Raw genomic sequence first — 26,495 nt, 5'->3', positions numbered from 1 at the left:
ACCCAGGGCGCCGGGGTCACCGGGCACGGGGGATCACCCGGAGCACATGGAGAGCCCGGCAGGGCGACCCGTCAGCGGGAGGTGGTGGAATGGGCGCCAAGAAGCGAGCGGTGGACCAGGACGCGGGCGATCAGTTCGGGCGGGGCGACGCCGGCGCTGTGTCGGCGGCTCCGGACGGCCGGGACCGGGGCCCGCAGTCGGTCGGGCCGTGGGGGACCACCGGGGGCACGGAGGACCGGGACGCGCCGTGGGGCGCATCCGAGGACTCCCCGCTGGACGAGGGGAGCGAGGAGGCCGGTCTGCCGCCCGCGCGGCGCGGCGAACGGCGCGCGGACGAGGAGCAGGGCCTGCCGTGGGAGCAGGGCGCCGGCAAGCACGGCTTCGGCCCGGTGGAGCCGACCCGCGTCCCGGAGGCGGGTCCGGGCGGTGCGCCGGCGGATCCCGGCCCGGGGCGCAGGCTCTTCCCCGACGACACCGCCCTCGACGATCTCCGCAACAATCCGCTGGAGGAGCAGACCGGCATGCACTCGGAAGGCGTCAGCCGGCACGAATAGCGGTTCGGGTCGGCCGGTGCGAACAGCGTTGCGGGTCGGCCGGCGCGAACAGCGTTGCGGGTCAGCCCGGCGCGAACAGCGTTGCGGGTCAGCCCGGCACGAACAGCGGCTGTGGATCAGCCGTGCTCCGGCATGGCGAGGATGACGTTGCCGTGCTTGCCGCCCTCGACGTGGCGGTGCGCGTCGACGATGCGGTCCAGCGGATAGCGGGCCGCGATGACCGGCCGGAGCGCGCCCGCCTCCGCCAGTTCCTTCACGAGGAGCAGGTCCCGGGTCTTCTCCGCCGCCTTCCGTAGCCCGGTGAAGGCGAGCACCGCCTTGCGCCGGCCGAACGCCGCCGTCCAGGGCACCTGCACCAGGAGCCCTGGTGACGGCACCGGGCTGAGGTAGATCCCGGCCGGGCCGAGCACCGTGCGGCAGCGGCCGAACGAACTCGTGCCGGCCACGTCGAAGACGACGTCGTAGGTCTGCCCGGTGCGGGTGAAATCCTCCCTGGTGTAGTCGAGGACGGCGTCGGCGCCGAGGTCGCGTACGAGATCGAGGTTCGCCGTGCTGCACACCCCGGTGACCGTGGCACCGTAGTGCCTGGCGAGCTGCACCGCCATGCTGCCGACGCTGCCGGAAGCACCGTTGACCAGGATCGTCTGGCCGGCGTCGAGCCGGGCGCGGTCCCGCAGGAACGCCAGCGCGGTCGTGTCGGCCAGGGCGACGGCCTCGGCGAAGTCGAGGTTCGCCGGCTTGGGGGCGAGTGCGGCGTCCTGGCGGACCCGGACGTACTCGGCATGCGCCCCGAAGTCCGGCCCGGTGACGCCGACGACCTCGTCGCCGACCCGCACCCGGCTCACCGCCGGCCCCACCGCCTCGACCACACCGGCGAACTCGGAGCCCAGCACCGTCCACTTCGGCCGGCGGAGCCCGAAGAAGAGCCGGGAGTAGCCCGGGGAGCCCCGCCGGGCGGTGCCGTCGGTCACGCTGACCGTCGCGGCGTGCACCCGGACGAGAACGTCCTCGTTGGCGGGTGTCGGCGTCGGGACCTCTTCGACCCGGACGGCGTCCGGGGGACCGTAGCTGCGGTACACGGCGGCTCTCATGGCTGCTCCCCTTCGGGGTCGGGATACTGGAACACCTCGTCGAGCGGGACCGCGAAGACGCGGGCGATCTGGAATGCCATCTCCAGCGAGGGGGAGTACCGCCCCTGCTCGATGGCGATGACGGTCTGCCGGGTCACCCCGATCCGCTCGGCGAGCTGCGCCTGCGTCATCTCGCCGGCGGCGAACCGCAGGGCGCGGATCGAGTTGGTGACCCGGGTCGGCTTGACCATCGCTCACATGCCCCTGCGGTAGGCGACGAGTTTGACGGCGGAGCCGGTCACCGACGAGGCGACGAATCCGAGGTAGAGCGCGTTCGCGATCCAGAAGTGGTCGACGTCGAGCAGTGCCAGGCCGAGCGCCACCAGGGCGGCGGCGATCAGGGGGCCCTGGCCGACGCGCTCGCCGTGCCGGTGGATCTCCCGATCCCGGACGTCGCTGGCGTGGCTGTCACTGGGGCGGGCGATCTCCACCGCGATGCGGGCGACGATGGAGACGACGATCGAGACGCCGATGGTGAGCAGCAGCGTCGACACGTACGGCACCTCGGTGGCGGGGGTGTCGGAGAGTCTGCCCAGGACGATCCCGAGATAGACCGCGTAGACCGCCACCGCGACCACCAGGCTGACCCAGGTGCCCTTCTCTTCGTACGACATCGCCGGAACTCCCGAGAGGTAAAGAACTCTTGACACTCGAAGAGTAAAGAGCAATAGACACCATGTCAAGTTTTCTAGACACCACGGGCTGGGGTGCGACCGTCCGTCAGGTCGGGTAGCGGCGGCTGCGGTGAGGGCCGGTGGAGTCGGCTCAGTGCGATGACGGTCGTGGGCCGGACCGGGTCGAGGCATCCACGATCCGGCAGCCTACCGCCCGGCTCCGGCGGAGGCAGACGACATTCATCGTCATGAGCCGAAACATTCGGCGAGGTAGATGCGAAGAAGGTTTACACCCTCGAAAAGCTTCGATAGTTTGGGCCTAACTTTCGGTTCGGCGGCCAAAAGTTGGACGAGCCACCGGCTCCGGGCCGCCGCCGCGATCCGACCGTCGCCGGGCCGCGACGGCGATCCGGCCTGCGCCCGCCGTCCGGCCTGCGCCGGCTGTTGAGAGGGGATCGGAACAATGGGTAAGCACAGCATCGACCGCCGCGCGTTCCTGCGCGGGCTCGCCGGGACGACGGTCGCGGTCGGGGCCGGGACGCTGGCCGAGGCGCCGGCCCTGGCCAGCTCCGGCGGCCGGGGCGGGGGAGGGCGGCTCATCCCGAAGGAACGGACCGGCATCCAGCTCTACAGCGTGCGGGACAAGGTCGCCGAGTACGGCTTCGCCCGGGTCTTCGAGGAGCTGTCCCGGATCGGCTACCGGGAGGTCGAGTTCGCCGGCTACACCCAGGGCAGCCTCGGCGCCATCACCCCGAGGCAGATCCGGCGCCTGCTCGACTGCAACGGCCTGCGCGCCTCCGGCAGCCACCGCGGGCTCGCCGACTTCCGGAACAACCTCGACGAGGAACTCGACATCGCCCGTACCCTCGGGATGCGCTACCTCGGCACCGCCCAGGCGCCGACGGAGGACCGGACCGTCGACGGCTACAAGGCGGCGGCGGAGGAGTTCAACGCCTGGGGCGAGCGGGCCGCCCGCCGGGGCATCACGATCTACCAGCACAACCACACGATCGAGTTCAGCTTCGCCGTCGACCAGCCGGCCGTACGCCTCTACGACGTCTTCCTGGAGCACACCGATCCCCGGGTGGTGGCGCTGGAGATGGACATCCTCTGGGCATACGGCGGGGCGCGGAAGTACCCCGGCTTCCGGCCGGTCGACTACGTCAACGCCCACCCGCACCGCTATCCGCTCTTCCACGTCAAGGACGGGGTGCCGCTGCCCGACCCGCAGCAGGGCAACTCCTACGCGGATGTGGAGTTCGGGCTCGGCGAGATCCCGTTCGACGAGTTCTTCGGCGCGCTGCGCGGCAACCCGTACCGCTACGGCTACCTCTGGGAGCAGGACACCGCGCCGAACGCGCAGCCGAACCCGCCCGGCTCGCTCGGCGCGGCGGAACGCAGCTACCGGCGCATGCGCGCGCTGCGCGGACACCGCTGAGGCGGTGGTGACCGGCGCCGTCGACGTGGCCGGCGCCGGTCATCGTCCCGCGGCCTCCGGCCAGTCCGCCTCGCGGCCCCGGCAGCCGACGATCTCACCGTAGCAGCGGCGACTGCTCCGCGTTCGGCGGACGGAGGCGTCGGCCGGCTTCCACTCCTGGCTGGGCCGATGATCGTGGTTCGGATAGGGTAGGTACCGGTGTGCCGGGAAGTCTGGTCGGCGATTGAATCGTCGACCCACCGGAGGCACCCAGATGGTCACCCCCGGCAGCCGCATGCCGCGCCTGTTCGCCCGTGGTAGCTGGCCCGAGGTTCGCCGCGTCGGCGACATCCTCCGGACCGAGACCGTCGGCGGGGTGCTGCTGCTCGTCGCCGCCGTGCTGGCGCTCGCCTGGGCGAACTCGCCGTGGTCCGAGTCCTACCGGGCGTTGGGAGCCTTCGAGATCGGCCCCGCCGCCCTGCACCTGGACCTCAGCCTGGCGACCTGGGCGGCCGACGGACTGCTGGCGATCTTCTTCTTCGTCGCCGGGCTGGAGCTCAAGCGCGAGTTCGTCGCCGGTGACCTGCGCGAGCCGCGCCGGGCGATGCTGCCGGTCGCCGCCGCGGTCGGTGGCATGGCGGTGCCGGCACTGATCTACACGGCCTTCAACGCCGGTGCGGGCGACGGTGCGCTGGCCGGCTGGGCGATCCCCACCGCCACCGACATCGCGTTCGCGCTCGCCGTGCTCGGGGTGATCAACACGCATCTGCCGGCGGCGATGCGGACCTTCCTGCTCACCCTCGCGGTCGTCGACGACCTCCTGGCGATCGTGATCATCGCCATCTTCTACACCGGCTCGCTGAGCTTCGGGCCACTGCTGCTGGCGCTGATCCCGCTGGCCATCTTCGGCGTGCTGGTGCAACGCCGGGTGCGCTCCTGGTGGCTGCTGCTGCCGCTGGCCGCGGTGACCTGGGCGCTGGTGCACGAGTCCGGGGTGCACGCCACGGTCGCCGGGGTGGCGCTCGCGTTCACCGTGCCGGTGCTGCGGCGCAAACCCGGCCCCGGTCCCGGGCTCGCGGAGCACTTCGAGCACCGCTTCCGGCCCGTCTCCGCCGGGTTCGCGGTGCCGGTCTTCGCCTTCTTCGCCGCCGGGGTGTCGGTGGCCGGCGCCGGCGGCCTCGGCGCCTCCCTGACCGACTCGGTCGCCGTCGGCGTGGTGGTCGGGTTGGTCGCCGGCAAGGCCGCCGGAGTGCTCGGCGCGACCTGGCTGGTGCAGCGGCTCACCCGGGCCCGGCTCGCCGAGGGGCTCGGCTGGTGGGACGTGTTCGGGCTGGCGCTGCTGGCCGGGATCGGTTTCACCGTCTCCCTGCTGATCGGCGAGCTGGCGTTCGGCGCCGGCACCGAACGGGACGACCACACCAAGATCGGCGTACTGCTCGGGTCGCTGCTCTCGGCGGCGCTGGCCACCGTCGTCCTGCGGATGCGCAACCGCCACTACCAGCGCATCTGCTCGATCGAGGAGCGCGACACCAACGCCGACGGCGTGCCCGACGTCTACGAGGACCAGAGCCCTCGAACCTGAGCGGGCGAGGGGTAACCCGACCGGATTGTGCGCCCAGCGCCGATCCGGACCGCCGCCCCGCCGATCTCCTTCCGCTCGTCGATGCCGGCGGGTACGCTCCGCCGTGGTGTGCCGGGAAGTCTGGTCGGCTGTCGTGTCCGTCGCCGACCGGGGAGAGTTCCGTGACCGCTGCCGCCATCCGCACCACCGGGTTGACCAAACACTACGGCTCCGTCCGCGCCCTGGAGGCGCTGGACCTCACCGTGCCGGCCGGCCAGGTCTTCGGCTTCCTCGGGCCGAACGGCGCGGGCAAGTCCACCACGATCCGGCTGCTGCTCGGGCTCGCCCGCCCGACCGCCGGACGCGCCTGGATCTTCGACACCGACGCCGCGGACGTGGCGGCGGCGCACCGCTCCATCGCGTACGTGCCGGCCGACGTCGCGCTCTGGCCCGACCTGACCGGCGCAGAGATCCTGGAGCTGCTCGGCCGGATCGGGCCGGGGGTCGACCCGGCCCACCGGGACGAGCTGGTGCGGCGGTTCGCCCTCGACCTCGACACGCCCGGACGGGCCTACTCGACCGGTAACCGGCAGAAGGTGGCGCTGGTGGCCGCCTTCGCGACCCGGGCTCCGCTGCTGATCCTCGACGAGCCGACCAGCGGGCTCGACCCGTTGATGGAACGGGAGTTCCGGACCGCCGTCGCCGAGGCCCGCGAGCGCGGGCAGACCGTCTTCCTCAGCTCGCACCAGCTCTCCGAGGTCGAGGCGGTCTGCGACCAGGTGGCGATCCTGCGCGCCGGCCACCTGGTCGAGGTCGCCGGCGTGGCGGAGCTGCGCCGACTGCACCGCAGCCGGGTCGAGGCCACCTTCACCGGACCAGTGCCGGAGCTGACCGGCCTGCCCGGGGTCGAGGGGCTGCAGGAGACCGGCCCCGGGCGGCTGCGGTTCACCCTGACCGGCCCGCCCGGACCCGCGTTGCGGGCGCTCTCGGAGGCCGGGGTGAGCGCGGTGCAGATCTCCGAGCCGACCCTGGAGGAGATCTTTCTCGACTACTACTCGCAGGCGTCCCGGTGACCGCCGTCGACCTCCGTGCCGCGCGCGACGACGGCGCATCCGGACGGGACGTGGCAGGCTCCGCCGGGCGTAAGGTGATCGGGCTGGCCCTGCGTCAGGTGCGGCGCGGCGCGGTGATCGTGGTCGTGCTGGTCGCCGGGATGTCCGCCATGGTCGCCGCCACCTACGCCGGCACGGTCGGCGACGCGCTCGACGCCGCCGCGCTCGCCGCGCTGGCCGAGAATCCGGCGATCCGCACCCTCTTCGGCACCCCGGTGGCCCTGGACCAGGCGGGCGGGTTCACGGTCTGGCGCACCGGCACCGTGCTCGGGGTACTGCTCGGGATCTGGGGTCTGCTCGCCGCCACCCGGACGATGCGGGGCGAGGAGGACGCCGGCCGCTGGGACCTGCTGGCCGCCGGGCGGCTGCCGGTCGCCGCGATCGTCACCCGGCACGCCACCGTGCTGGCCGCCGTGCCGCTCGTCGCGGGACTCGCGACCGCCGGTGCACTCACCGCCGCCGGCACCCCGCCGCACGGGGCGCTGCTGCACGGCGCCGGCCTGGCCCTGCTCGGGGTCTACTTCGTCGCCGCGGGCGCCCTCGCCGCACAGCTCTTCCCGACCCGGGGCGCGGCAAGCGGTGCGGCGATGGCCCTGCTCGGCACCGGGCTGCTGGCCCGGATGCTGGGCGACGGCGTCGACGCGCTCGGCTGGCTGCGCTGGCTGTCACCGTTCGGGCTGGTGGCGCTCGTCCAGCCGTACGCGGCGAACCGCCTGCTGCCGCTCGCCGTGCTGGCCGCTGTCGCCGCCGGCCTGCTCGGCGCGGCGCTGGTGGCGACCCGGCACCGTGACCTGCGCGGCGGCTGGTTCGTTGCCCCGGCCGGCCGGCCGCCCCGGCTCTGGCTGCTCGGCTCGCTGCCCGGGTTCGCCGCCCGACGGCTGGCCGGCCCGCTGCTCGGCTGGGCCATCGGCATCGCCGGGTACGCGCTGCTGATCGGCGTGGTCGCGGTGTCGATCACCAGCTTCCTCGCCGACAACACCCGCTTCGCCGAGCTCGCGGCCGCGGCCGGATTCGGCGGCCTCGGCTCGGTCGAGGGCTACGTCGCCACCATGTACGCGCTGCTGGCGATCCCGATCGGCGCCTTCGTGGCCGTCCGGATCGGCGCGCTCGCCGCCGACGAGACCGATCGCCGGCTCGCGCTGCTCTACGCCCAGCCCGTCACCCGGCACCGGCTGCTCACCGCCGAACTGGCCGTCACCGTGGCCGGTGCGGTGCTTCTCGCCCTCGCGGCCGGGCTGGCCTCCTGGGCCGGTGCGGCCCGGGTCGGCGCGCCGCTCGGCCTCGGCGCCGCCCTCGCCGGCACCGCCAACGTGCTGCCGGTGGCGCTGTTGAGCCTCGGCGCGGCCGTGCTGGCGCTCGGCTGGCTGCCCCGGGTGGTCACCCTTGTCGGTGTGCTGCCCACGGCCGGCGGGTTCCTCTGGCAGGTCCTCGCCGACAGCACCGGCGCGCCCGCCTGGGTCGGCCGGCTCTCCCCGTTCGCGCACCTCGCCCCGGTCCCCGACCGGTCGCCGGACGGCGGCGCGGCCACGCTCATGCTGGCCGTGGCCACCGCGCTCGTCCTGCTGGGAATCCTCGGCTACCGCAGGCGCGACCTGCGGGGATGACGGAGTGACGGCGAGGTGACGGACGTCGGCCCGTGCCCGGACGAGGTGACGATGCTGGCCCGTGCCCCGGGCGCGCGCAGTGACGACGTCGGCCCGCACCCCGGGCGGAACCGGTGACGCCGCCGGTCCGCGCGGCGCATCGCGGGGCCGGTGTCCGGGCCGGTCAGGCGGGGCGGGTCGTCGGGTCAGGCGGGGCGGGTCGTCGGGTCGGCCGCGGCGCGCAGCCGGATCTCCAGCGCGTCGAGGTCGTCGACGAACCAGACGTGACCGGCCCGGTTCGACTCGTGGACGAGGGCGCGCAGTGCCGTACTGGCCGCGAGGTGCCGGGAGATGTCGCCGACGACGGCCAGCCGCAGTCGGTAGTTGACGAACTTCTGCATGATCTCGCCGGCGAAGCGGCTGCCGAGGGAGAAGAAGTTCTCGTCCAGCCGGCTCGCCGGCACCGCCACCACCTCGGCGCCGAGGAAGGCCGCGCCGATCAGGTCCAGTGCGTCCTGCTCGGTGGCGACCGGCGGGCCGTCCGGATCGCAGACCAGCACCGGGACGCCGGCCAGGTGCCGCAGCTCGTCAGGCATCCGCCACCTCCCCGCCCGGCGCCCGGTCGGCCCCGGCGACCACTCCGGTGCCGCCGCTGACCACCCCGGCGCCGCCACCGACCCCCCTGGTGCCTCTGCCGACCAGCCCGTTCTCGACGTCGAGCACGCCGTCGATCAGCCGCAGCAGCTCGGCGGTGGCACCGGGGTCACCGATTATCACGATCTTCATGCGGTCCCGTTCCTCGTCGTGGATGGTCTGCACCCGCAGCGGCCGCGCGGGGTCGTGGTGGGTGTTCACCCCGGCCAGCAGGAGGGTGCCCAGCCGATCGGCACCGGACCGGTCGATGCCGTCGACCTGCACGATGCCCGACACCTCGACCGCCGGCGGTCCGTGCCGGACCGGCTCGGACCGGCCGGTCAGCGCGTCGAGGTCGGCCCGGGCGATCCGGTACTGCTTGCCGATCCGCACCGCCCGGAGCCGGCCGCTGCGGATGTAGCCCCGGACCGTCCGCACATGCAGGCCGAGCCGGGTGGCCACCTGCTCCACCGAGTACATCTCATTACCCATCGCTCCCTAATTTAGCTCAGTAAGGGAAGGAAGCGGTAGTTTCTTGCGAGCGGTGGTGGGCATGGCCGATACCTGACCGCAACCGGCGGGCAAAGCGAGGGAAACGCGCCGCCCTTACGTTTCGAGGCGACTCAGCTATTGAGGCGTGCCTAGGGTTCCGCCGCCCCACCGTGCGGGCGGGACTGGTCCGAGAGGTGCAGGCGGGGCCGGCGGCGCGGTCGGCGCCGCTCCACGGCGGGACAAAAGCCCGGGAGACAGCCACCACCCGGCTGTTCCCCGGCCGGGCGACCTTCCCGGAGGTGCCCATGGGTTTCGCACACGATCATCCCGGTCGGCCGGACCCGCTGCCGCACGACAACCACGGACCCGAGGCCCGCTACGCGGTGCGCCGGGAGGCGGAACTGCCGACCACCGCGTGGGAGGCGGAGGTCGAGCGCGGCCTGCGGCTCGGGCTGCCCGGCGCCGACTCCATCGTGGACCGCCGCATCCCGACCTTCTCCCGCGGCGAGCTGCCGCACTTCGCCGGCATCAACACCTTCCTCAAGGCGCCGTACGTCGAGGACGTCACCACCTGCGGCGCGTACGACGTGGCGGTGCTCGGCGCCCCCTTCGACGGCGGTACGACGTACCGGCCGGGGACCCGGTTCGGGCCGCAGGGCATCCGGAAGATCTCCGCACTCTACGGGCCGTACAGCTTCGAACTCGGCGTCGACCTGCGGGAGTCGATCACGATCGCCGACCTCGGGGATGTCTTCACCATCCCCGGCAACATCGAGAAGACCTTCGACCAGATCACCAGGGCGGTCAGTCACGTCTACGGCTCGGGCGCCTTTCCGGTGGTGCTCGGCGGCGACCACTCGATCGGCTACCCGACCGTACGCGGCGTCGCCGAGCACCTCGACGGCAACCTCGGCATCATCCACTTCGACCGGCACGTCGACACCCAGGAGACGGATCTCGACGAGCGGATGCACACCACCCCGTGGTTCCACGCCACCGACATCCCGAACGTCCCGCCGAAGAACCTGGTGCAGATCGGCATCGGCGGCTGGCAGGCTCCCCGGCCCGGTGTGAAGGTCGGCCGGGAGCGGGGGACGACGATCATGACCGTCACCGACTGCGTCGAGATGGGCATCGAGACCGCCGCCGAACGGGCCCTGGAGGTGGCCTGGGACGGCGCCGAGGCGGTCTGGCTCTCCTTCGACGTCGACTGCCTCGACGCCGCCTTCGTCCCCGGCACCGGCTGGCCCGAGCCGGGCGGTTTCCTGCCGCGCGAGGTGCTCAAGTTCATCCAACTGATCGCCGAACGGCCGCTCGCCGGCATCGAGGTCGTCGAGTGCTCCCCGCCGTACGACAACGCGGAGATCACCTCGCTGATCGCCACCCGGGTCATCTGCGACACCCTGGGCTGCCTGGTGCGCGCCGGTCATCTTCCTGGGAGAAACCAATGAGAAGACGCCCGTTCATCCGACTGCTCGCGACGGCGACCTGCGCCGCCCTGCTCGGCACCACGGCGGCCTGCGGCGACGGCACGGATTCCGGCGCGGACGGCTCCACCACGGTACGGCTCGGATTCAGCGCCTGGCCCGGCTGGTTTCCCTGGCAGGTCGCGCAGGAGAAGGGGCTCTTCGAGGCCAACGGTGTCGACGTCGAACTGACCTGGTTCGACAGCTACACCGACAGTCTCCAGGCGCTGAGCACCGGCAACCTCGACGCCAACAGCCAGACCCTCAACGACACCCTCACCTCGGTCAGCGGCGGTGCGGAGCAGACCATCGTGCTGGTCAACGACAACTCGACAGGCAACGACCAGATCATCGCCGCCCCGGACGTCGCCGACGTCGCCGGACTGCGCGGGAAGAAGGTCGCGGTGGAGCAGGGCACCGTCGACCACTACCTGCTGCTGCTCGCCCTCGAACGCGCCGGCCTCTCCGAAGAGGACGTCACGCTGACCCCGCTGCTGACCGATGCCGCGGCGGCCGCGTTCGTGGCCGGGCAGGTCGACGCGGTCGGCGCCTTCGCGCCCTTCACCACCACCGCGCTGGAGCGGCCCGGCAGCCGGGCCATCGCCACCTCCAAGGACTTCCCCGGGGCGATCCCGGACCACCTCGCCTTCGACGGCGCGTACCTGCGCGAGCATCCGGAGCAGGTGCAGCAGGTGGTGCAGACCTGGTTCGACACGCTGGAGTGGATAGCGGCCAACGAGGCGGAGGCGGTGGCGATCATGGCCCGCCGGGGTGGGGTGAGCGAGGCCGACTACCGGACCTACAACGCCGGCACCACGATCTTCACCCGGGAACAGAACCTCGCGGCGTTCTCCCCGGGCGGTGACGCCACCCACCTGGACTTCCAGGCCGACAGGATCGCCGAGTTCCTGGTCCGCACCGAACTGGCGCCGAGCAAACCCTCGCTCGACGGCCTCTTCGACCCGACGTTCGTGCAAGCGGTGACCTGATGGAACGCCTGGCCAGCTCCGACGCCTCCGGCGCGCCTCGCGTGGCCGACGCCTCCGGCGCGCCTCGCGTGGCCGACGGGCCCGGCGCGCCTCGCGTGGCCGACGGGCCCGGCGCGCCTCGCGTGCCCGACGGGCCCGGCGCTGCCGGGCGGGCGCCGGTGCGGCGCCCGCCGACCGCCCGGCAGCTCTTCGGCCCGTTGCCCCGGCGCCGCCCGAACCGGCCACCGGGCCGGGTGCTGGCACTGCGTACGCCGCTGCCCGGTCGGGTCCGCACCGTCCTGGTGCTCAGCTCGGTCGCCCTACCGCTGCTGGCCTGGCTGCTGCTCGGCGCGACCGGGGCGGTCGAACCCCGGTTCCTGCCGGCGCCGGGCGCGGTCTGGGCGGCCGGGCTGGAGATGGCCCGCAGCGGGGAACTGCTCACCGACGCCTGGGCCACCGTCCGGCGGATCCTCTACGGGTACGGGATCGGCGTGGCCGTGGCGGTCCCGCTCGGCGTGGCGATGGGCAGCTTCGCCGCGGCCCGCTCCGCCCTGGAACCGGCCAGCGGTCTGCTGCGCTACCTGCCGGCCGCCGCCTTCACCCCGCTGCTGCTGATCTGGCTCGGCATCGGCGAGGCGCCGAAGATCGCCCTGATCGTCATCGGCACGGTCTTCTTCAACATGCTGATGACCGCCGACGTGGTCCGGCAGGTGCCGATCGACCTGGTGAACGTCTCCTACACCCTCGGCGCCCGGCGCGGCGAGGTGCTGCGCAAGGTGATCCTGCCGTACGCACTGCCCGGCATCGTCGACACGGTACGGGTGAACTTCGCCGCCGCCTGGGGACTGGTGGTCGTCGCCGAGCTGGTGAACAGCCAGGAGGGGCTCGGCAAGCGGATCCTGCTCGCCCAGCGTTTCACCCAGACCGACAAGATCTTCGCGATCCTGGTGGTGATCGGGCTGATCGGGGTGACCGCCGACGTCGTACTCCGGATCCTGCGGGACCGGCTCGGGCGGTGGGTGCCGTGACCACCGGGCTGCTCGAACTCGTCGGCGTGCGGCGGGTGTTCCGTCGGCACGGCCGCGACGTACCGGCGCTTGTCGACGTCGACCTGCGGATCGCCCGGACGTCCTTCGTCTGCGTCGTCGGGGCCAGCGGCTCCGGCAAGTCCACGCTGCTCTCCCTGGTCGCCGGCCTCGACCGCCCCTCCGGCGGCGAGATCCTGCTCGACGGCAACCCGGTGCTCGGGCCCGGACCGGACCGGGGGCTGGTGTTGCAGAGCGGCGCGGTCTACCCGTGGCGGACGGTCGAGCGTAACGTCGGCTTCGGCCTGGAACTGCTCCGCATCGACCGGGCGGAGCGGGCCCGCCGGGTCGCCTGGTATCTGGAGGAGACCGGGCTTACCGCGCTCCGGTCGGCGCTGCCGAAACAGCTCTCCGGCGGGCAGCGGCAGCGGGTGGCGATCGCCAGGGCGCTCGCCTGCGAGCCGGACGTCCTGCTGCTGGACGAGCCGTTCGGCGCGTTGGACGTGCAGACCAAAGAGGACATGCAGCTCTTGCTCCGCCGGGTGTGGCGGGACACCGGCACCACCGTCCTGATGGTCACCCACGACGTGGAGGAGGCGGTCTTTCTCGGGCAGCGGGTGGTGGTGCTGGCCAGCAGTCCCGGGCGGGTCGCCGCCGATCTCACGCTGGAGCTGCCGGACGAGCGGGACCTCGACCTGAAGCGGGCACCGGAGTTCCTGGCGGCGCGGGCCCGGGTCGAGGATCTGGTCCGAACCTTCCACCACGCCGGATAGCCGCAGCCGGACCGGACATGCTGCAGCCGGACCGGACAGGCCACAACCGGATCGGTCGTACCCCGGCGCTATGGTCTGCCGGCGCACCGATGTCGAGAAGCAGGAAGGCGGTCGCCGTGAACTGGACCCTGGAGGTGGTGGTCGTCCCGGTCTCCGACGTGGACCGGGCGAAGACCTTCTACGCCGACCAGCTCGGCTTCGACGTCGACCACGACACCCGGATCGGCGACGACGTCCGGATCGTCCAGCTCACCCCGCCGGGCTCGGGCTGCTCGATCGTGATCGGCACCGGCGCCGTGCCGCAGATGCCGCCCGGCTCGCTGCGCGGGCTGCAGCTCGTCGTCAACGACCTGACCAGGGCGCGTGCCCAGCTCGTGGAGCGAGGTGTCGAGGTCGGCGAGATCCAGGTCCTCGGCGAGAATCCGGGGCCCGTCGCGGATCCGCTGGACAACGTGGGATTCGTCTTCTTCGACGACCCGGACGGCAACGGCTGGGCCGTGCAGCAGATTTCGTCTCGGGGCTGACCGTCCGGCGCCCCGGCGTGGCGTCACGCCGAACCGGCCGGCACCGCCGGCAACCCGGCGGTCGCGGCGGCGAGCTGGCTCTCCGAGAACTCGTGGTCGGCGAGGTCGCCCGCGAGAAAGGCACCGTACGCGGCGAGGTCCAGATGCCCGTGCCCGCAGAGCGCGGTCAGGATGATCTTCTCCTCGCCGGTCTCCCGGCACCGCAACGCCTCCTCGACGCAGGCGGCGAGCGCGTGGGTGGGCTCGGGAGCCGGCACGATCCCCTCGGTGCGGGCGAACCGCACTCCCGCCTCGAAGCACTCCCGCTGGCCCTTCGCCACCGCCTCGATCAGGCCCAGCTCGTAGATGTGCGAGATCAGCGGCGACATGCCGTGGTAGCGCAGCCCACCGGCGTGGATCGGGTCGGGGATGAAGTCGTGCCCGAGGGTGTGCATCTTCATCAGCGGGGTCATCCCGGCGGTGTCGCCGAAGTCGTACGCGTAGACACCCCTGGTCAGCGACGGGCAGGAGGCCGGCTCGACGGCCCGGATCGTCACGTCGAGCGTGCCGGCCAGCTTCTCCCGGAGGAACGGGAACGCCAGTCCGCCGAAGTTGGAGCCGCCGCCGGTGCAGCCGACGATCAGGTCCGGCGCCAGCCCGACCTTGCCGAACTGGAGGAGCGCCTCCTCGCCGATCACCGTCTGGTGCAGGAGTACGTGGTTGAGCACGCTGCCCAGCGCATAGTTCGTGTCCGGGCTGCCGGCCGCCACCTCGACCGCCTCGGAGATCGCGATGCCCAGCGAGCCGGGCGAGTCGGGGTGATCCGCCAGCACCGCCCGGCCGGCCGAGGTGAGTTCGGACGGTGACGGGTGGACGACTCCGCCGAACGTCTCGATCATGATCTTCCGGTACGGCTTCTGGTCGTACGAGGCGCGCACCTGCCAGACCTCGCAGTCCAGGCCGTACTGCGCGCATGCGAAGGCGAGTGCGGTGCCCCACTGGCCGGCCCCGGTCTCGGTGGTCAGCCGGCGGATTCCGGCCGCCGCGTTGTAGTACGCCTGCGGCACCGCCGTGTTCGGCTTGTGCGACCCGGCCGGCGAGACGCCCTCGTACTTGTAGAAGATCTTGGCAGGGGTGTCGAGCGCCCGCTCCAGCCGATGCGCCCGGTACAGCGGGGACGGTCGCCACAGCCGGTAGACGTCCCGCACCTCCTCCGGGATCTCCACGTAGCGGTCGGTGGTGACCTCCTGCCGGATCAGCTCCGCCGGAAAGAGCGGTGCCAGGTCGTCCGGGCCGATCGGCGTCAGCGTGCCCGGATGCAGCACCGGCGGCGGCGCGGCGGGCAGGTCGGCCAGGATGTTGTACCAGCGGCGCGGCAGCTCCGACTCGTCCAGCAGAATCTTGCTCGGCTCACCCATGGCCACGAATTGAACCCGCCGGACGCCCCGCTGTCCATGGCCCGCTGTCCGTGGCCCGCTCGCTGCCCATGGCCCGCTGTCCGTGGCCCGCTTGCCGTCCGTGGCCCGCTGTCTGTGGCCCGCCGCCGTCCGTGGCCGTGCTGTCCGTGGCCGCGCGGGATCGGCGGCGGCCGACGGAGTGATCCGCCGGCCGCTCGCCATCCACTCGCGCCGGTGCGCCGGTGCGCCGGTCAGTCCTTCGGCCTGCCCTTGGGCGCGGTGTCCCACTCCGGGTTGCCCAGCGTGCCCACCCAGGTCCGCACCGTGGCCACATCGGCCGGTGCGAAGGCGAGGCTGAGCAGGAGCAGCAGCCGGGCCTTCTGCGGCAGCAGGTCGTCGCCGGCGATGATCGGCGAGGTGGTGCTGCCGCTGTAGCTCGCGCCGGAGCCGGTCCGGGTGGTGCTGACGAAGACGACCCCCTTCGCCGCGGCGGCGCTCCGGGCGCTGCTCTGCGCCGAGGAGATGCCACCGGCGCCGGTGCCGGCGGTGACGATGCCCTTGACCCCGGCGTCCGCGAAGGCGGTGATCGCCTCGCCGCCGGCCTGCTGGTAGCCGTAGACCACCTCGACCCGGGGCAGGTCGGTCGGGGCGACTCTGGACAGGTCGAACGGGGTCAGCCAGCGCTGCTTCGCGTCGCACTTCTCGACCCGGGCCGGCGCCCGGCCGACCTTGATGTTCGGCCCGTCGATCCAGCCCAGGACGCCGAACTCCCGGCTCTGGAAGGTGTCCATCCGGTAGGAGCTGGTCTTGGTGACGTCCCGGGCGGCGTGGAACTCGTCGCCGAGCATCAGTACGGTGCCGTAGCAATAGGTCGCCTGGCTGGCCGCCAGAACGATCGAGTTGTAGAGGTTGGCCGGTCCGTCGGCGCCGATCACCTGCGGCCCGTCCGGGGTCACCGCCGCCCAGGGCCGCATCGCCCCGGTCATCACCACCGGCTTGCGGCTCCGTACGGTCAGGTCCAGCCAGTACGCGAACTCCTCCATCGTGTCGGTGCCGCTGGTCACCACGACCGCGTCCGACTTCTTCAGCGCCGACTCGACGGCCAGGGTGAGCGCGTGGAACTCGGCGATGGTGTAGCCGCCGGAGCCCTTGTTGCCGAACTGCACCGTCGAGACGTCGGCGACCTGGCCGATCTCCGGCTGGAGCCGGGCCACCAGGTCACCGATGGCGATCTGGCCGGACCGGTATTCGGTGAAACTGCTGCGGGAGGTGGCGACGCCGGAGATGGTGCCGCCGGTGCCGATCACGGTGACCTTGGGCTTCTTCGCCTTCGCCGCGTTGACGGCCTGGGCGTACGCGACGCTGCGGATCTCGGTCGGCCCGGTGACCCCGGCGACGGTGCCGGTGACCGGTGGCAGCGCCATCGCCGCCGGTTCGGGGGAGCGGTCGATGACGGAGACGACGGTGGCGGTGAGTGCGGCAGTGAGGACGGGGACCAGGACGGCGATCAGGCGCCGGGGTGTCGGCCGGAGCCGATCCGGAATGCTGGACAATGCGACCTCCAGTCGGGGGATGGGGGTAAGGAGCATCGTCCGAGCTGCTGCTTTCTTCGGCGTTACAAGATCATTTCCGCTTCCTGCCTTCTGGAACGCGCCCGATCCATCGCCGGTATTCGATCTCCTGTGTGGGCGGTTAGATGATGTTTCGGGCGGTTAACGGCGTCAGCCCTTCGCGATCGGTGCCGCCGCCGACAACCGGCTGGGTGTGTCGGCGAGGTGGGAGGATGCCGAAGTGGAAATTCGGTTCGACGTCGGTGACGAGCGTGGTCGGGTGTTGGTGGAGGTCGCACCGAACGTCGACCCGGTGGCAGTCGGCAAGAGCGAACGGGACCGGGGCATGCCGGTCTGTACCGCGTCTGTCGAGTTCAGCGCTCGTGGCTACCGGTCGCTGTTGGGCTGGGTGCAGTTGGTCTGCGAACCCAGCGCGGCAGCGGGGTTCGAGATCGACCCCTTCGACCTGTTTGCCGACTCCAGCGCACCCTTCGCCTGGTACGGTTTTCGACCGACCCTCTTCGACGCCCCTTCCCGATGGCGTTCCGGGGTGGTGCGGTGGCAGGCGCACAGCTTCCTGACCATCGGTCCGTGGGACGTCGACCGGCGGCTCGTCGTCCCGCTGGTCGGCTTCGCGTGGGGCTACGAGCAGGATGCGGAGGACCGGCTGCGCGTGTCGCCGGTGCGGTCGCTCGGGCCGGCCGACTGGGACGGCCATCGCGGTTACATGGCGGAGCGGTATCCGACCTGGAGGTTCGGCGACGGAGGCCCTCTCGCCGCACAATCCTGACACCGGCCCTCGCTCGGGCGGTCTCGGTTACGTCCGGCCGCGCCAATCGGAGGCAGCGGGGAGTGTCCTCGAGCCGCCTCCGGGCACCGCCCGGCGGCGGCGCCCACGTGTTGGCAACACGTCCTGGCGTGGCAGGTTGGCAACACCCCGTATGGCACCGCCGTCAGGCCTGAGCCATCGGATGACGTTCCTGTTCGCATTGGCGGCGGGAGCGGCCATCGGCAACCTGTACTGGGCGCAGCCACTGCTCGGCTTCATCGCGGACGATCTACACACCGCGACCGCGACGGCCGGCTGGCTCGTCACCGCGACGCAGGTCGGGTACGCCGTCGGTGTGCTGCTGCTCGTGCCACTCGGGGACGTCCTGGACCGCCGCCGGTTCGTCCCGGTGATGCTGCTGACCTCGGCCGCCGCACTGCTGCTGTGCGCGCTGGCGCCGTCGATCGGCGTCCTTCTCCTCGCCCTGGGCGCGCTCGGCGCGACGACGATCTCCGGGCAGGTCCTCACACCGCTCGCCGGGGACCTGGCCGGCGACGCCCAGCGCGGTCGGATCGTCGGCGTCGTCGGGTCCGGGACCCTCGCCGGCATCCTGGCATCCCGCACGATCAGCGGGTTGGTCGCCGGCGCCGCCGGGTGGCGTACGGTCTTCGGTCTCGCCGCGGTCGTCGCCGTGCTGCTCGCGGTCCTGCTCTACCGCACGATCCCACCGCTGGCACCGCGGGCCCAGATGCGATACCCGCAGCTCATCGCCTCGGTCGGCACGGTGGTCATGCGCGAGCGGGCGGCCCGATGGACGCTCGTCCTGGCCGCCACCGGGTTCGCCGCGTTCTCGCTGTTCTGGACGGCGCTGACGTTCCTGCTCAGCGGCCCACCGTTCGAATATCCGGTAGCCGTGATCGGGTTGTTCGGGTTGGTGGGTTTCGCTGGTGTTCTCTCCGGCCTGCACGGCGGGCGTTTGCACGACCGCGGCTGGTCGCTGCCGGCCACCGGCACGGCCTGGGTGCTGGCCCTCGGCGCCTTCGTCGTGGCGACGTTCGCCGGCCGGTCCGTCGTCCTGGTGATCATCGTGATCATCGTGATCGATGTCGCCCTCCAGACGCAGGCCCTCCTCAACCGGGCGCGGCTGTTCGCCCTCTCCCACGAGGCACGCAGCCGGCTCAACACGGCGCTGGCGGCCGGCAACTTCATCGGCGCTGCCATCGGCTCCGCTGCCGCGACCACGCTCTGGTCCGTGCGTGGCTGGACCGCGGTCACGAGCACGGGGACGGCGCTCTGCTGCTTCGCGCTCATCGTGTGGGCGCTGGGCGCCGTGGTCCGCTCGTGATCCGCCTCGCCGTGACGGAGGACGCTGCTCCGGACCACGATGCAGGTGCAGACAACCGCCCAACCCGCTCGTAGTGCTCCGGAGATTGGCGCGGACCTCTATTGGTGGAGGGTGTCGCCAGGTCGCGGCTGGCCGATCAACTCCAGCGACACGGTCCACAACTTCCGTGCGGCGTCGGGGTCGAGTGCCCACTGCTTGACGCCGTCGCTGTTGTGGAACAGGTCCGCGTCGTCGGCGACGGTGTGCGCTTCGCGTCCGTCATTGAGATAGTGACCGCCGGTGTGGGCGAACTCGGGGGCGACCGCGGCGACGAGGGTGGTGGCGGCACCCTGCTGGACGGTTTTGTAGGCGAAGGCTCCGGCGGCCTCGGCTGTCGCCAGATAGTCCTTCTGCTCCTGCGTGAAATCCCGTTGCAGGCCGGTCGAGACACCACCGGGATTGACGGCGTTCGCGACGATGCCGTCGGACGCCCATCGACGGGAGGCTTCGACCGCGAAGAGCGAGTTGGCGGTCTTGGATTGCGCGTAGGCGGTTTGGGGGTCGTACGGGCGTCGCGCGAAGTGGATGTCGTCGAAGACGACTGGCGAGTTCATGTGCGCCGTTGAACTGACCGACACGATGCGGGCGTCGCCACGTTCGCGCGCACCCGTGGCGAGGGCGTCGTGCAGGCCGAGGCTCAGGGCGAAGTGGCCGAGATGGTTGACCGCGAACTGGTGTTCCCAGCCTTCGGGGGTTCGGGCCAGGTTGCTGAGGAAGACGCCGGCATTGTTGATCAGTAGGTGCAGCGGCCCGCTCCAGTGGTCGACGAAGTTGGCGATGGAGGACCTGTCGAGCAGGTCGAGCGCCCGGACGTGGACGTTGGGGTTATGGGTGGTTCCGGTGATGTCCCGGGCCGCTTCTGCACCAGCGGCGGTGTTGCGGACCGCCAGGGTGACCTCGGCGCCCGCGCGCGCGAGAGAGCGCGCTGTTTCGACGCCGATCCCGGACGAGGCGCCGGTGACGATGGCACGGACATCCGCGAGGTCGAGGCCGCTCGCGACGTCGTCGGCGGTGCTGCCGACGTCGAAGCGTGTCGTGACGAGTCGATGAGCTGCGGTCACGCCGTCTCCTGAGGGGTTGCGTGGTCGGAGCCGGGCCGTTGCCTCGGCACTATGGCAACTATACACAGACCGCTTAGGTTGTATAGCTAGTGTAGTGGCTGCTAGGGTTGACGCCATGGGCGTCTCGCTGGAGATCGGGGTCGCAGGAGAGCGGGCCGAGGGTGGCCGCCGGAAGCACGTTCTGACGGTCGCTCTCGACACCTTCGCCCGGTATGGCTACCGCAAGACGTCGATGGACGATGTCGCCCGCGCCGCGGAGATCTCCCGACCTGGCCTGTACTTCCTGTTCTCCTCGAAGGAAAACCTGTTCCGCGCCGCTGTCGTCTACGCCATCGAGGGCGACCTTGTCGCGGCGGGCCGGGTTCTGGCGGACGCCGAGCGCCCACTACGGGATCGACTGGTCGAAGCCTTCGACCTGTGGACCGGCCGCTATATCGGCTCCATGGCGGCGGAGGTCGCGGTGCTCATCGAGACCAACCCGGCCCTGCTGGGGTCCAGCGTCACGGCCTATCCTCAGCGCTTCGTCGAGATGGTCGCGAACGCTCTGGCGGAGGTCCTTCCCGCCGGGTGCGAGGGAACGGCCGGGGAGATGGCCCGAACGCTGCGGTCCACCGCCGCCGGCATAAAGTACGAGGTGGCCACCCGGTCGGAATTCGTCACACGGATGACGATCGCCATCGACCTTTTCCTGCCAGCGCTCAGCGGCTGTGCACGGGATATCGACGGGAGCGGCAGCCGAGAGAGCTGACGTCCACGTGAGCCACGGCACTCACAAATCACCGTCCGCGAGCACCGAAGTATGAAGATAACGCGCTGCGCCGTCGGTGGCGGCCGCCACTGCCCGGTCCAGCCGTCGCCACACGTACGGCCTGAGTACCGTTGTCGCATCTGCCAGGGAGAAGAACTGGAAGGCCTCGATCTCCGGGTCTGTCGGGCGTAGCGACGTGATGCGTCGGTCGTCGAGGACGCCGCCGTCGAAGACGAACATGAGGCTGTCGTCCCAGGGCCCATGGGGGGCCACCCAGTCGACCACCAGCATGATCCCGAGCGACAGTTCGAGGCCAAGCTCTTCGCGTAGCTCACGCTCGGCGGCCTGGCGCGGTGGTTCGTGGTGTTCGGCCATGCCGCCTGGAAGGTCCCAGTCGGGCTTGTAACTCGGATCCACCAGCAGGATTTCGCCCCGATGGTTCCGGATGAGCGCATCCGCACCGACGCGCTTGCGCGCCTGCCTGGCGTTGCCTTCGGCGAGGTACGCGTCCCAGGCGTCGCCGTCGCGTTCGTAGAGTGGTCGCTGTTCCCGAGGTGTCATAGCGGCGGGTGTCCTGCTGGTGGCTCGTGCAGGGCGCCGCTGGTACCGATCCATGCCCGTTCAAGCAGAGCCTGTCGAAGTTGCTCGATCACCTCGGAAGCCTCGCCACATCGCTTCGAGTGGGATCGGAGTAGCAGCGCTACATGCGTGAGACGGGCGACGAGCACGGCGGAGCCGAGGTTCACGGTGGAGGCGAGTACCTCGCGGATCAGCGGGCACGCCTCTTCCGCCTGTCCCTGGCCGAGTAGCGCGGTTGCAAGCGCGACCTGGGCGAAGGCCCGGCTACGCACCTGGCCACCTTGACGGCCGGCGAGTGCCTGGTGCAACTGCCTGGCCGCCTCGGTGAAGTCGCCGACTCGGAGGAAACACCAGGCTGCCTCCGAGGCGAGCGATGCATCGTCGAACGGGCTCAACCACTGCGAGGAGGAGCTGCACTCGCGCTGATATGCCGTGTCGGCGGCGGTGATCGCCGCCACAGCCTCGACCGGCCGTCCGCTCGCGGCCAACCCGCATGCGCGCATCGCGTGCAACCGGGCCTCAAGTGGACCGTGCGAAGGACCTTTGCGAAGGTGCGCGAATCCGGTATCGGCGTGCGAGACAGCAGCGTGCGCGTCGCCGTCCTGGCGGGCGCAATGGCTGAGGCTTGCGTGGATCTGAGCAGCTAGTTGAGTATCGCCGCTTGCGGCGGCAGCCGCGCTGGCGCGCAACAGATGCCGAGAGGCCATTGCCTTCGCGCCACTTTCCAATGCCATCCAGCCGGCCATCTCGGCAAGGGACGCTATTGGTGCCCAGGCGGGGAGGGTTCGTAGGTTCGGGCCGGTCGATGGCGGCGCAGACGAGTACTGGGCGAGGCGAGTTGCGACCGTCGCATACAGATGGGCGCCGCCGACCTGTCGATCGGCCGCACGGAGCGCGTGCACGAAGGGGAGCGTGACGCCGTGCGATCCGGGTGGTTGCTGCGGAGACCCGCTGCTGGGTAGCGCGAACCAGAGCATTTCGGCGGGCATGCCGAGTAGGAGCGCCCAACCGACCAGCCGATCGAGGTTGCGTAGCCCTGGCCCGTTCTCCAGGCGGCTGAGCTGAGCCTGCGTCTGGTTCATCCACCCGGCAACGAGATCTTGGGACAGCGGTCGTGGCCCGTGGTGGGGATGATGCCGGTACGCCCGGATGACGTGGCCGATGTGGCGCTCGGCGAAGGCCTCCCGTAGCTCTACGGCCCGCCAGAATTCGGACGGCAGTGGTGGTGGCGCGAAAAGGTAGCCGCTGGTCCGGCTGGCGCACCGCCGACAGGCTTTCGTGTGGTTGTCTCTCGCCAATGGCGTGCCGCACCGGCGGCAGGCAGGTGGGGATGCGCTGGACATGTCGGGACCCCCACGAGAATCGCCGGTCGGGCATCCGATCGGATGCCCGACGAGGTTATCGAATCAATGAGCTTCGCGTATACGTCCCACCAACGTTGCGTCATTCTGGCACGGCGCGTTCCCGGACACGATCAACCTACGGCCCGGGGCGGGTGCTGCGGCCAACGGTTTCGCGTTGTACGACGTGCCGACCGACCCCGCCCGCCTCGGTGCCGATCCGGTCGACAGGGTCGTATGACGTCGGGAGGGCACAGGTGTCCTGGTCAGCGGTAGCCGCCCGGAGGGCGGAGTGGGGTGGTGTTGCGGGTGGAGGGCTGGTGGGCGTACCCGGATGGACCGCTGGTGGTGGTCGGCGGTGACGGGCCGACCGGCCTGGCGGCCGTCCGCGGCCGTCGAGGTCTCCGACGAGATGGCGGAGCACTTCCGGGACACGATGCGCGCCCATGCCAACGATCCCGAGACCGGGGCCTGTGTGCGGTGTGGACGGAGTCGGTGTGACGAGTGGCGGTGGGCGTACGAGCGGCTGGTCCTGGCGGGCCGTTTCGACGCCCTGCCAGGCCCCTCCCGGCGGGGTGACGGTGTCGGGTCTGCGGAGGATGCCGGAGCGGACGGGTGACCGTGGCGGTGGTGTGGGGGCAGGGCAGGTGGCGGGCGGTTGACGGGGTCGTCGAGCTGGATGGACTGCTGGCCGGGCTGGCGGTGAGCCCGGTCGGGCCCCAGGTGGTGGGGTTGTATCCGCCGGCGTTCCTGGAGCCGGGATTCCGACCGTGCGGGTCGCCGTCGTCGTTGCAACTCGGGCTCGGGCACCCGGTGCGGGGGTTCCTCTACTGGACGGGGCCGGCCGGCGGTATCGGATTCGAACCGGAGGTGCCGCCATGGCCGACCGGCGTTCATGAGATCGAGTTCGATTACGGTGGCGATCCGATCGCCTGTGGTCCCGAGGTGGCGGGCGTGAGCCCGGACGCCGTCCGGGACGCCGCACTGGAGTACGCCGTCACCGGTGCCCGCCCACGCCGGGTGCTGTGGCGCGACTGTTAGCCCGGGGGATCTCCGCTCCCCTGGCCATCGAAGCCGAGCAGGCGGGCGCTTCAGGGGGCGTGCCGGGACGTCGCGCCGGACCGCCACTCCGGTGCGAGGATCGACCAGATCTCCATGTCGTGCCGCTTCCCGCGGTAGGAATAGCGCTGCCGTAGTACGCCGTCCCGGGTCATGCCGAGGCGTCGGGCCACCGCGATGCTGGGCTGGTTCTCCGCCGAGACCACCCACTCGACGCGATGGATGCCCCGCTCCTCGAACGCCCAGTCGATGATCACTCGAGCGGCCCGGGTCACCAGCCCGCTGCCGACCGCCGACGGTTCCAGCCAGCAGCCGGCCTCGGCAACGCCCTGCTGGACGTCCATGGTCCGGAACAGGACGCCACCGATCAGCGTGCCGCCGACCCAGATGCCGTGGATCCGTCCGGTGTCGGCGGCGGCCTTCTCCGCGTAGCCCTGGAGGAAGGAGCGGCTCGACTCCAGGTCGGTGACGGCGTCCGGCAGCGCGATGTGTTGGCCGATGAACTCCCGGCCGCGTTCGATGTGGGTCAGGAACTCCTCGGCCTGCCATGGTTCGAGCGGGCGGAGCAACGCGCCGTCGTCGCCGAGGGATACCGCGTACATCCTCGTCCGTCCTCCCCGGGTCGCCGAAGGATCATGCTACGGCGTCGGCCTGCCGGACGGAGTCGCCAGGCTGGCACCGCCCTGCGTGGGGATCCCCGGTGCGGGTGCGCCCTCGGCATCGGAGGCGGGGCCGTCGCGTCTGACGGCCCCGCCTCCGTTTTGCGGAGACCGGTAGGCGACCGGCGGGAGATCGCCGTCAAATTCCAGCCCGACTGCTATCCGGCGTAGGTCTCGAACTCGGCGACCCTCGGGGTGCCGTTCGATCCGGTGATCTCAAAGGTGACCTTGCGCAGCGAGGTCGCCGCGAAAGAGATCACGCCCGCCCCGCTGCCGGAGGCCAGGATGGCGCCGTTGTCGTGGTTGAGGACCCGCCAGGACCCGATGGCGCCGACGGCACCCGAAGCCTCACGGATGTTGATCCTGGAGATCGTGGTGGCGGAGTCCCACTTGATCGAGATGGATCCGGTCGAGCCGGCCGGTGACCAGTAGGTGCTCATGTCGCCGTCCCGCACGTTGCCGTAACTCGTCCCGCTGGCCTTGCTGGAGCCGTCCGAACCCGCCCCGATGCTGAGGTTGGTCCCGCCCGGCTGGCCCGGAGTGGTCGTCGGGGTCGGGTTGCTCGGGGTCGGCGTGGGATTGGTCGGCGGCGTCGGCGTCGGCCGGGTCGGGGTCGGTGCCGGGGTCTGCGGTGAGCACCGGCCGTCCGAGACCCGGATGCCCTTGTTGGCCCCGGCCGTCTGGCGGACGACGTCCGGTACGCAGCTCGCCCCGTCCATGCTGTACGAGTACGGAATGCTGACGCTGGTGTTCGACTGCGGGTTGGGGCCGGCGGGGTTGGTGTCGCCGCCCGGGCTGGACCAGGTCACGTTGTCGAAGATGTTGCCGTTGACCTGCCAGTAGCCGGCCTCGTCGGTGTAGAACGTGCCCAGGACGTCCTTGGAGTCCTCGAAGTAGTTGTTCTCCACCTTCGCCTGCCCACCGGCCCGGGAGTTGATGCCGGACTCGTGGAGGCTCAGGTAGTGGTTGTTGTAGATGTGCGCGATGCCACCGCGGAGCAGGGGCGTGCGGGAGTCGATGTTCTCGTACAGGTTGTGGTGGAACGTGACGTAGCCGTTCGACCTGTCGCTCTCGCTGGACCCGATCAGGCCACCCCGACCCGAGTTGCGCAGAGTGCTGTAGGAGAGCGTCACGTACTGGGTGTTGTTCTTCATGTCGAAGAGGCCGTCGAACCCCTCCGACTCGCCGCCCGACGCCTCCAGCGTCACGTGGTCGACCCAGACGTTGCGGACGTTGCTCTCCATGCCGATGGCGTCGCCACCGTTGGAGGTGGGAGAACCCGACTTCTTGACGTTCCGGACGGTCACGTTCTGGATGATGATGTTGCTGGCCTCGCGGATGTGGATGCCGATCTGGTCGAAGACGGCCCCACCGCCGACACCGATGATCGTGATGTTGCTGATCTGCTTGAGCTCGATCACGTCGGCGGCGGTGTTGCAGCTGTCGCCCGACACCTTGCTGGTGTTGCCGTGGTTGATGGTTCCCTGGACCTCGATGACGATCGGGGTGCTGCTGCTGGCCCGGTTGCAGAGAGCCGTGTGGATCGCGGTTCCCGTGCTGGCCCGCACCGTCTGCCCGCCCGCACCGCCGGTGGTCCCGCCGTTGCGGGTCGCGTAGCCGGTGGCGCTGCCGACCGCCGCCGATGCCTGGGGGACCGGCAGAGCGACGGCGATCGCGGCCCCGAGGGCCGCCGTGGCCAGTGCCGCCTGGAGTCGCAGTGCGACTGGTCGTCTCATCTCGTCTCACCTTCGTCTTCGATTGCAGTACGCCCGTCTCCGAACGCAGTACGCCGCTGGCCAGCCGCTGCCGCTGCCGCCGCTGCCGTCGCCGGGCCGCCGGCGCAGCGCGGTGCCCCGGCTGGTTCCGCGTGGAGTTGGCGGCGACCGGCGTCACCCGCAACGCGACGGCCGGGCAGGGGAGCAGTCGGCTGCCGGTGCGCTCTGCTCCACGAGCGGCGTCGCTGTCGAACCGCGATGGCCGTCCCATCGCGAAACATCTATGAAACGATCATAGGAAAGCGGTTTCCGGAAAAGCAAGGGCCCGCGTTTGCAGGTTTGTTGCAGGCCGGTTTGTTGCAGGCCGGGCAGGCGGTGGTGGCGTACGGCGCGGGTCGCGACG

Annotated in this window: 27 protein-coding genes and 1 riboswitch; of the genes, 15 read left to right on the top strand and 12 right to left on the bottom strand. The window is 71.2% G+C overall.

Going from position 1 to position 26,495, the window contains the following annotated elements; translation table 11 throughout:
• The first annotated feature begins 89 nt into the window (after positions 1 to 89).
• Positions 90 to 554: a hypothetical protein gene (locus ACN28C_RS24120; RefSeq protein ID WP_422769798.1), complete on the top strand. Its 465-nt coding sequence runs from the start codon at positions 90 to 92 to the stop codon at positions 552 to 554.
• 116 nt (positions 555 to 670) lie between these two features.
• Here the strand turns inward: ACN28C_RS24120 and ACN28C_RS24115 are convergent, their stop codons facing one another.
• From ACN28C_RS24115 to ACN28C_RS24105, 3 genes are read right to left on the bottom strand one after another with little or no spacing between them, the layout of a single operon-like run.
• Positions 671 to 1,645: an NAD(P)-dependent alcohol dehydrogenase gene (locus ACN28C_RS24115; RefSeq protein WP_422769797.1), complete on the bottom strand. Its 975-nt coding sequence runs from the start codon at positions 1,643 to 1,645 to the stop codon at positions 671 to 673.
• Entirely contained in the window at positions 1,642 to 1,875 is a 234-nt protein-coding gene (locus ACN28C_RS24110; protein ID WP_421492630.1) for a helix-turn-helix transcriptional regulator, read from the bottom strand. The genes ACN28C_RS24115 and ACN28C_RS24110 overlap by 4 nt, the downstream gene beginning before the upstream one ends.
• 3 nt (positions 1,876 to 1,878) lie before the next feature.
• Positions 1,879 to 2,298 carry a hypothetical protein gene (locus ACN28C_RS24105; protein ID WP_422769796.1) on the bottom strand — a complete coding sequence of 140 codons (420 nt, stop codon included), beginning with the start codon at positions 2,296 to 2,298 and terminating at the stop codon, positions 1,879 to 1,881.
• 463 nt (positions 2,299 to 2,761) lie between these two features.
• On the opposite strand from ACN28C_RS24105, the gene ACN28C_RS24100 reads away from it, so the two are divergent.
• The 4 genes from ACN28C_RS24100 to ACN28C_RS24085 all read left to right on the top strand — a co-directional run bounded on the left by ACN28C_RS24100 (position 2,762) and on the right by ACN28C_RS24085 (position 7,992).
• The gene (locus tag ACN28C_RS24100) at positions 2,762 to 3,736 is read left to right on the top strand and encodes a sugar phosphate isomerase/epimerase family protein (RefSeq protein ID WP_422769795.1); all 975 of its coding nucleotides are present in this window, start codon (positions 2,762 to 2,764) and stop codon (positions 3,734 to 3,736) included.
• A gap of 253 nt (positions 3,737 to 3,989) precedes the next feature.
• Complete coding sequence (gene nhaA, locus ACN28C_RS24095) at positions 3,990 to 5,297, top strand: Na+/H+ antiporter NhaA (RefSeq protein ID WP_422774793.1); 1,308 nt, start codon at positions 3,990 to 3,992, stop codon at positions 5,295 to 5,297.
• 161 nt (positions 5,298 to 5,458) lie between these two features.
• Complete coding sequence (locus ACN28C_RS24090; protein WP_422769794.1) at positions 5,459 to 6,349, top strand: ATP-binding cassette domain-containing protein; 891 nt, start codon at positions 5,459 to 5,461, stop codon at positions 6,347 to 6,349.
• Entirely contained in the window at positions 6,346 to 7,992 is a 1,647-nt protein-coding gene (locus ACN28C_RS24085) for a hypothetical protein (protein WP_422769793.1), read from the top strand. Before ACN28C_RS24090 ends, ACN28C_RS24085 begins: the two co-directional genes overlap by 4 nt.
• Before the next feature lie 185 nt (positions 7,993 to 8,177).
• On the opposite strand, the gene ACN28C_RS24080 is transcribed toward ACN28C_RS24085, so the two are convergent.
• The gene (locus ACN28C_RS24080) at positions 8,178 to 8,567 is read right to left on the bottom strand and encodes a DUF4180 domain-containing protein (protein ID WP_422769792.1); all 390 of its coding nucleotides are present in this window, start codon (positions 8,565 to 8,567) and stop codon (positions 8,178 to 8,180) included.
• Positions 8,560 to 9,096, bottom strand: coding sequence for a helix-turn-helix domain-containing protein (locus ACN28C_RS24075; protein ID WP_422769791.1), 537 nt, complete (start codon positions 9,094 to 9,096; stop codon positions 8,560 to 8,562). Before ACN28C_RS24075 ends, ACN28C_RS24080 begins: the two co-directional genes overlap by 8 nt.
• A 138-nt stretch (positions 9,097 to 9,234) precedes the next feature.
• Positions 9,235 to 9,352, top strand: a riboswitch (guanidine-I (ykkC/yxkD leader).
• 49 nt (positions 9,353 to 9,401) lie between these two features.
• On the opposite strand from ACN28C_RS24075, the gene ACN28C_RS24070 reads away from it, so the two are divergent.
• The 5 genes from ACN28C_RS24070 (at position 9,402) to ACN28C_RS24050 (ending at position 13,852) form a co-directional block, all read left to right on the top strand.
• A complete protein-coding gene (locus ACN28C_RS24070; RefSeq protein WP_422769790.1) occupies positions 9,402 to 10,547 on the top strand; it encodes an agmatinase family protein in 1,146 nt (381 codons plus the stop codon).
• The gene (locus ACN28C_RS24065; protein WP_422769789.1) at positions 10,544 to 11,551 is read left to right on the top strand and encodes an ABC transporter substrate-binding protein; all 1,008 of its coding nucleotides are present in this window, start codon (positions 10,544 to 10,546) and stop codon (positions 11,549 to 11,551) included. Before ACN28C_RS24070 ends, ACN28C_RS24065 begins: the two co-directional genes overlap by 4 nt.
• A 122-nt stretch (positions 11,552 to 11,673) precedes the next feature.
• On the top strand, positions 11,674 to 12,558 hold the full coding sequence (locus ACN28C_RS24060) for an ABC transporter permease (RefSeq protein ID WP_422769788.1): 885 nt from the start codon (positions 11,674 to 11,676) through the stop codon (positions 12,556 to 12,558).
• On the top strand, positions 12,555 to 13,328 hold the full coding sequence (locus tag ACN28C_RS24055) for an ABC transporter ATP-binding protein (protein ID WP_422769787.1): 774 nt from the start codon (positions 12,555 to 12,557) through the stop codon (positions 13,326 to 13,328). The genes ACN28C_RS24060 and ACN28C_RS24055 overlap by 4 nt, the downstream gene beginning before the upstream one ends.
• Before the next feature lie 116 nt (positions 13,329 to 13,444).
• On the top strand, positions 13,445 to 13,852 hold the full coding sequence (locus ACN28C_RS24050; RefSeq protein ID WP_422774792.1) for a VOC family protein: 408 nt from the start codon (positions 13,445 to 13,447) through the stop codon (positions 13,850 to 13,852).
• 23 nt (positions 13,853 to 13,875) lie between these two features.
• Here ACN28C_RS24050 and ACN28C_RS24045 read toward each other — a convergent pair whose 3' ends face one another.
• Positions 13,876 to 15,249, bottom strand: coding sequence for a TrpB-like pyridoxal phosphate-dependent enzyme (locus ACN28C_RS24045; protein ID WP_422769786.1), 1,374 nt, complete (start codon positions 15,247 to 15,249; stop codon positions 13,876 to 13,878).
• A 230-nt stretch (positions 15,250 to 15,479) separates the two neighbouring features.
• The gene (locus ACN28C_RS24040; protein ID WP_422769785.1) at positions 15,480 to 16,781 is read right to left on the bottom strand and encodes an asparaginase; all 1,302 of its coding nucleotides are present in this window, start codon (positions 16,779 to 16,781) and stop codon (positions 15,480 to 15,482) included.
• A 238-nt stretch (positions 16,782 to 17,019) separates the two neighbouring features.
• On the opposite strand from ACN28C_RS24040, the gene ACN28C_RS24035 reads away from it, so the two are divergent.
• Positions 17,020 to 17,568 (top strand): hypothetical protein, encoded by a 549-nt coding sequence (locus tag ACN28C_RS24035; protein WP_422769784.1) that lies wholly within the window; start codon positions 17,020 to 17,022, stop codon positions 17,566 to 17,568.
• Positions 17,569 to 17,749: 181 nt separating this feature from the next.
• On the top strand, positions 17,750 to 18,892 hold the full coding sequence (locus tag ACN28C_RS24030; RefSeq protein ID WP_422769783.1) for an MFS transporter: 1,143 nt from the start codon (positions 17,750 to 17,752) through the stop codon (positions 18,890 to 18,892).
• A gap of 98 nt (positions 18,893 to 18,990) precedes the next feature.
• Here ACN28C_RS24030 and ACN28C_RS24025 read toward each other — a convergent pair whose 3' ends face one another.
• A complete protein-coding gene (locus ACN28C_RS24025) occupies positions 18,991 to 19,992 on the bottom strand; it encodes an SDR family NAD(P)-dependent oxidoreductase (protein ID WP_422769782.1) in 1,002 nt (333 codons plus the stop codon).
• Between the two features lie 115 nt (positions 19,993 to 20,107).
• Between ACN28C_RS24025 and ACN28C_RS24020 the strand changes: the two genes are divergently transcribed.
• Positions 20,108 to 20,740 (top strand): TetR/AcrR family transcriptional regulator, encoded by a 633-nt coding sequence (locus ACN28C_RS24020; RefSeq protein WP_422769781.1) that lies wholly within the window; start codon positions 20,108 to 20,110, stop codon positions 20,738 to 20,740.
• 21 nt (positions 20,741 to 20,761) lie between these two features.
• On the opposite strand, the gene ACN28C_RS24015 is transcribed toward ACN28C_RS24020, so the two are convergent.
• Positions 20,762 to 21,301 (bottom strand): NUDIX domain-containing protein, encoded by a 540-nt coding sequence (locus tag ACN28C_RS24015; RefSeq protein ID WP_421492649.1) that lies wholly within the window; start codon positions 21,299 to 21,301, stop codon positions 20,762 to 20,764.
• Positions 21,298 to 22,401: a DNA-binding protein gene (locus ACN28C_RS24010; RefSeq protein ID WP_422769780.1), complete on the bottom strand. Its 1,104-nt coding sequence runs from the start codon at positions 22,399 to 22,401 to the stop codon at positions 21,298 to 21,300. Before ACN28C_RS24010 ends, ACN28C_RS24015 begins: the two co-directional genes overlap by 4 nt.
• 616 nt (positions 22,402 to 23,017) lie before the next feature.
• Here ACN28C_RS24010 and ACN28C_RS24005 point away from each other — a divergent pair.
• The gene (locus ACN28C_RS24005; RefSeq protein ID WP_421492651.1) at positions 23,018 to 23,278 is read left to right on the top strand and encodes a hypothetical protein; all 261 of its coding nucleotides are present in this window, start codon (positions 23,018 to 23,020) and stop codon (positions 23,276 to 23,278) included.
• A complete protein-coding gene (locus ACN28C_RS24000; protein ID WP_422769779.1) occupies positions 23,275 to 23,700 on the top strand; it encodes an Imm1 family immunity protein in 426 nt (141 codons plus the stop codon). The genes ACN28C_RS24005 and ACN28C_RS24000 overlap by 4 nt, the downstream gene beginning before the upstream one ends.
• 50 nt (positions 23,701 to 23,750) lie before the next feature.
• On the opposite strand, the gene ACN28C_RS23995 is transcribed toward ACN28C_RS24000, so the two are convergent.
• Positions 23,751 to 24,320 carry a GNAT family N-acetyltransferase gene (locus ACN28C_RS23995; protein WP_422769778.1) on the bottom strand — a complete coding sequence of 190 codons (570 nt, stop codon included), beginning with the start codon at positions 24,318 to 24,320 and terminating at the stop codon, positions 23,751 to 23,753.
• A gap of 215 nt (positions 24,321 to 24,535) precedes the next feature.
• Positions 24,536 to 26,113, bottom strand: a complete 1,578-nt coding sequence (locus ACN28C_RS23990; protein ID WP_422769777.1) for a pectate lyase family protein — start codon at positions 26,111 to 26,113, stop codon at positions 24,536 to 24,538.
• Between the last annotated feature and the right edge of the window lie 382 nt (positions 26,114 to 26,495).

The sequence above is a fragment of the Plantactinospora sp. WMMC1484 genome, from assembly GCF_049315195.1.
GTDB lineage: Bacteria > Actinomycetota > Actinomycetes > Mycobacteriales > Micromonosporaceae > Plantactinospora.
The sequence above is the reverse complement of the archived record's forward strand: the minus strand, read 5'-3'. Positions and strand labels throughout refer to the sequence as shown.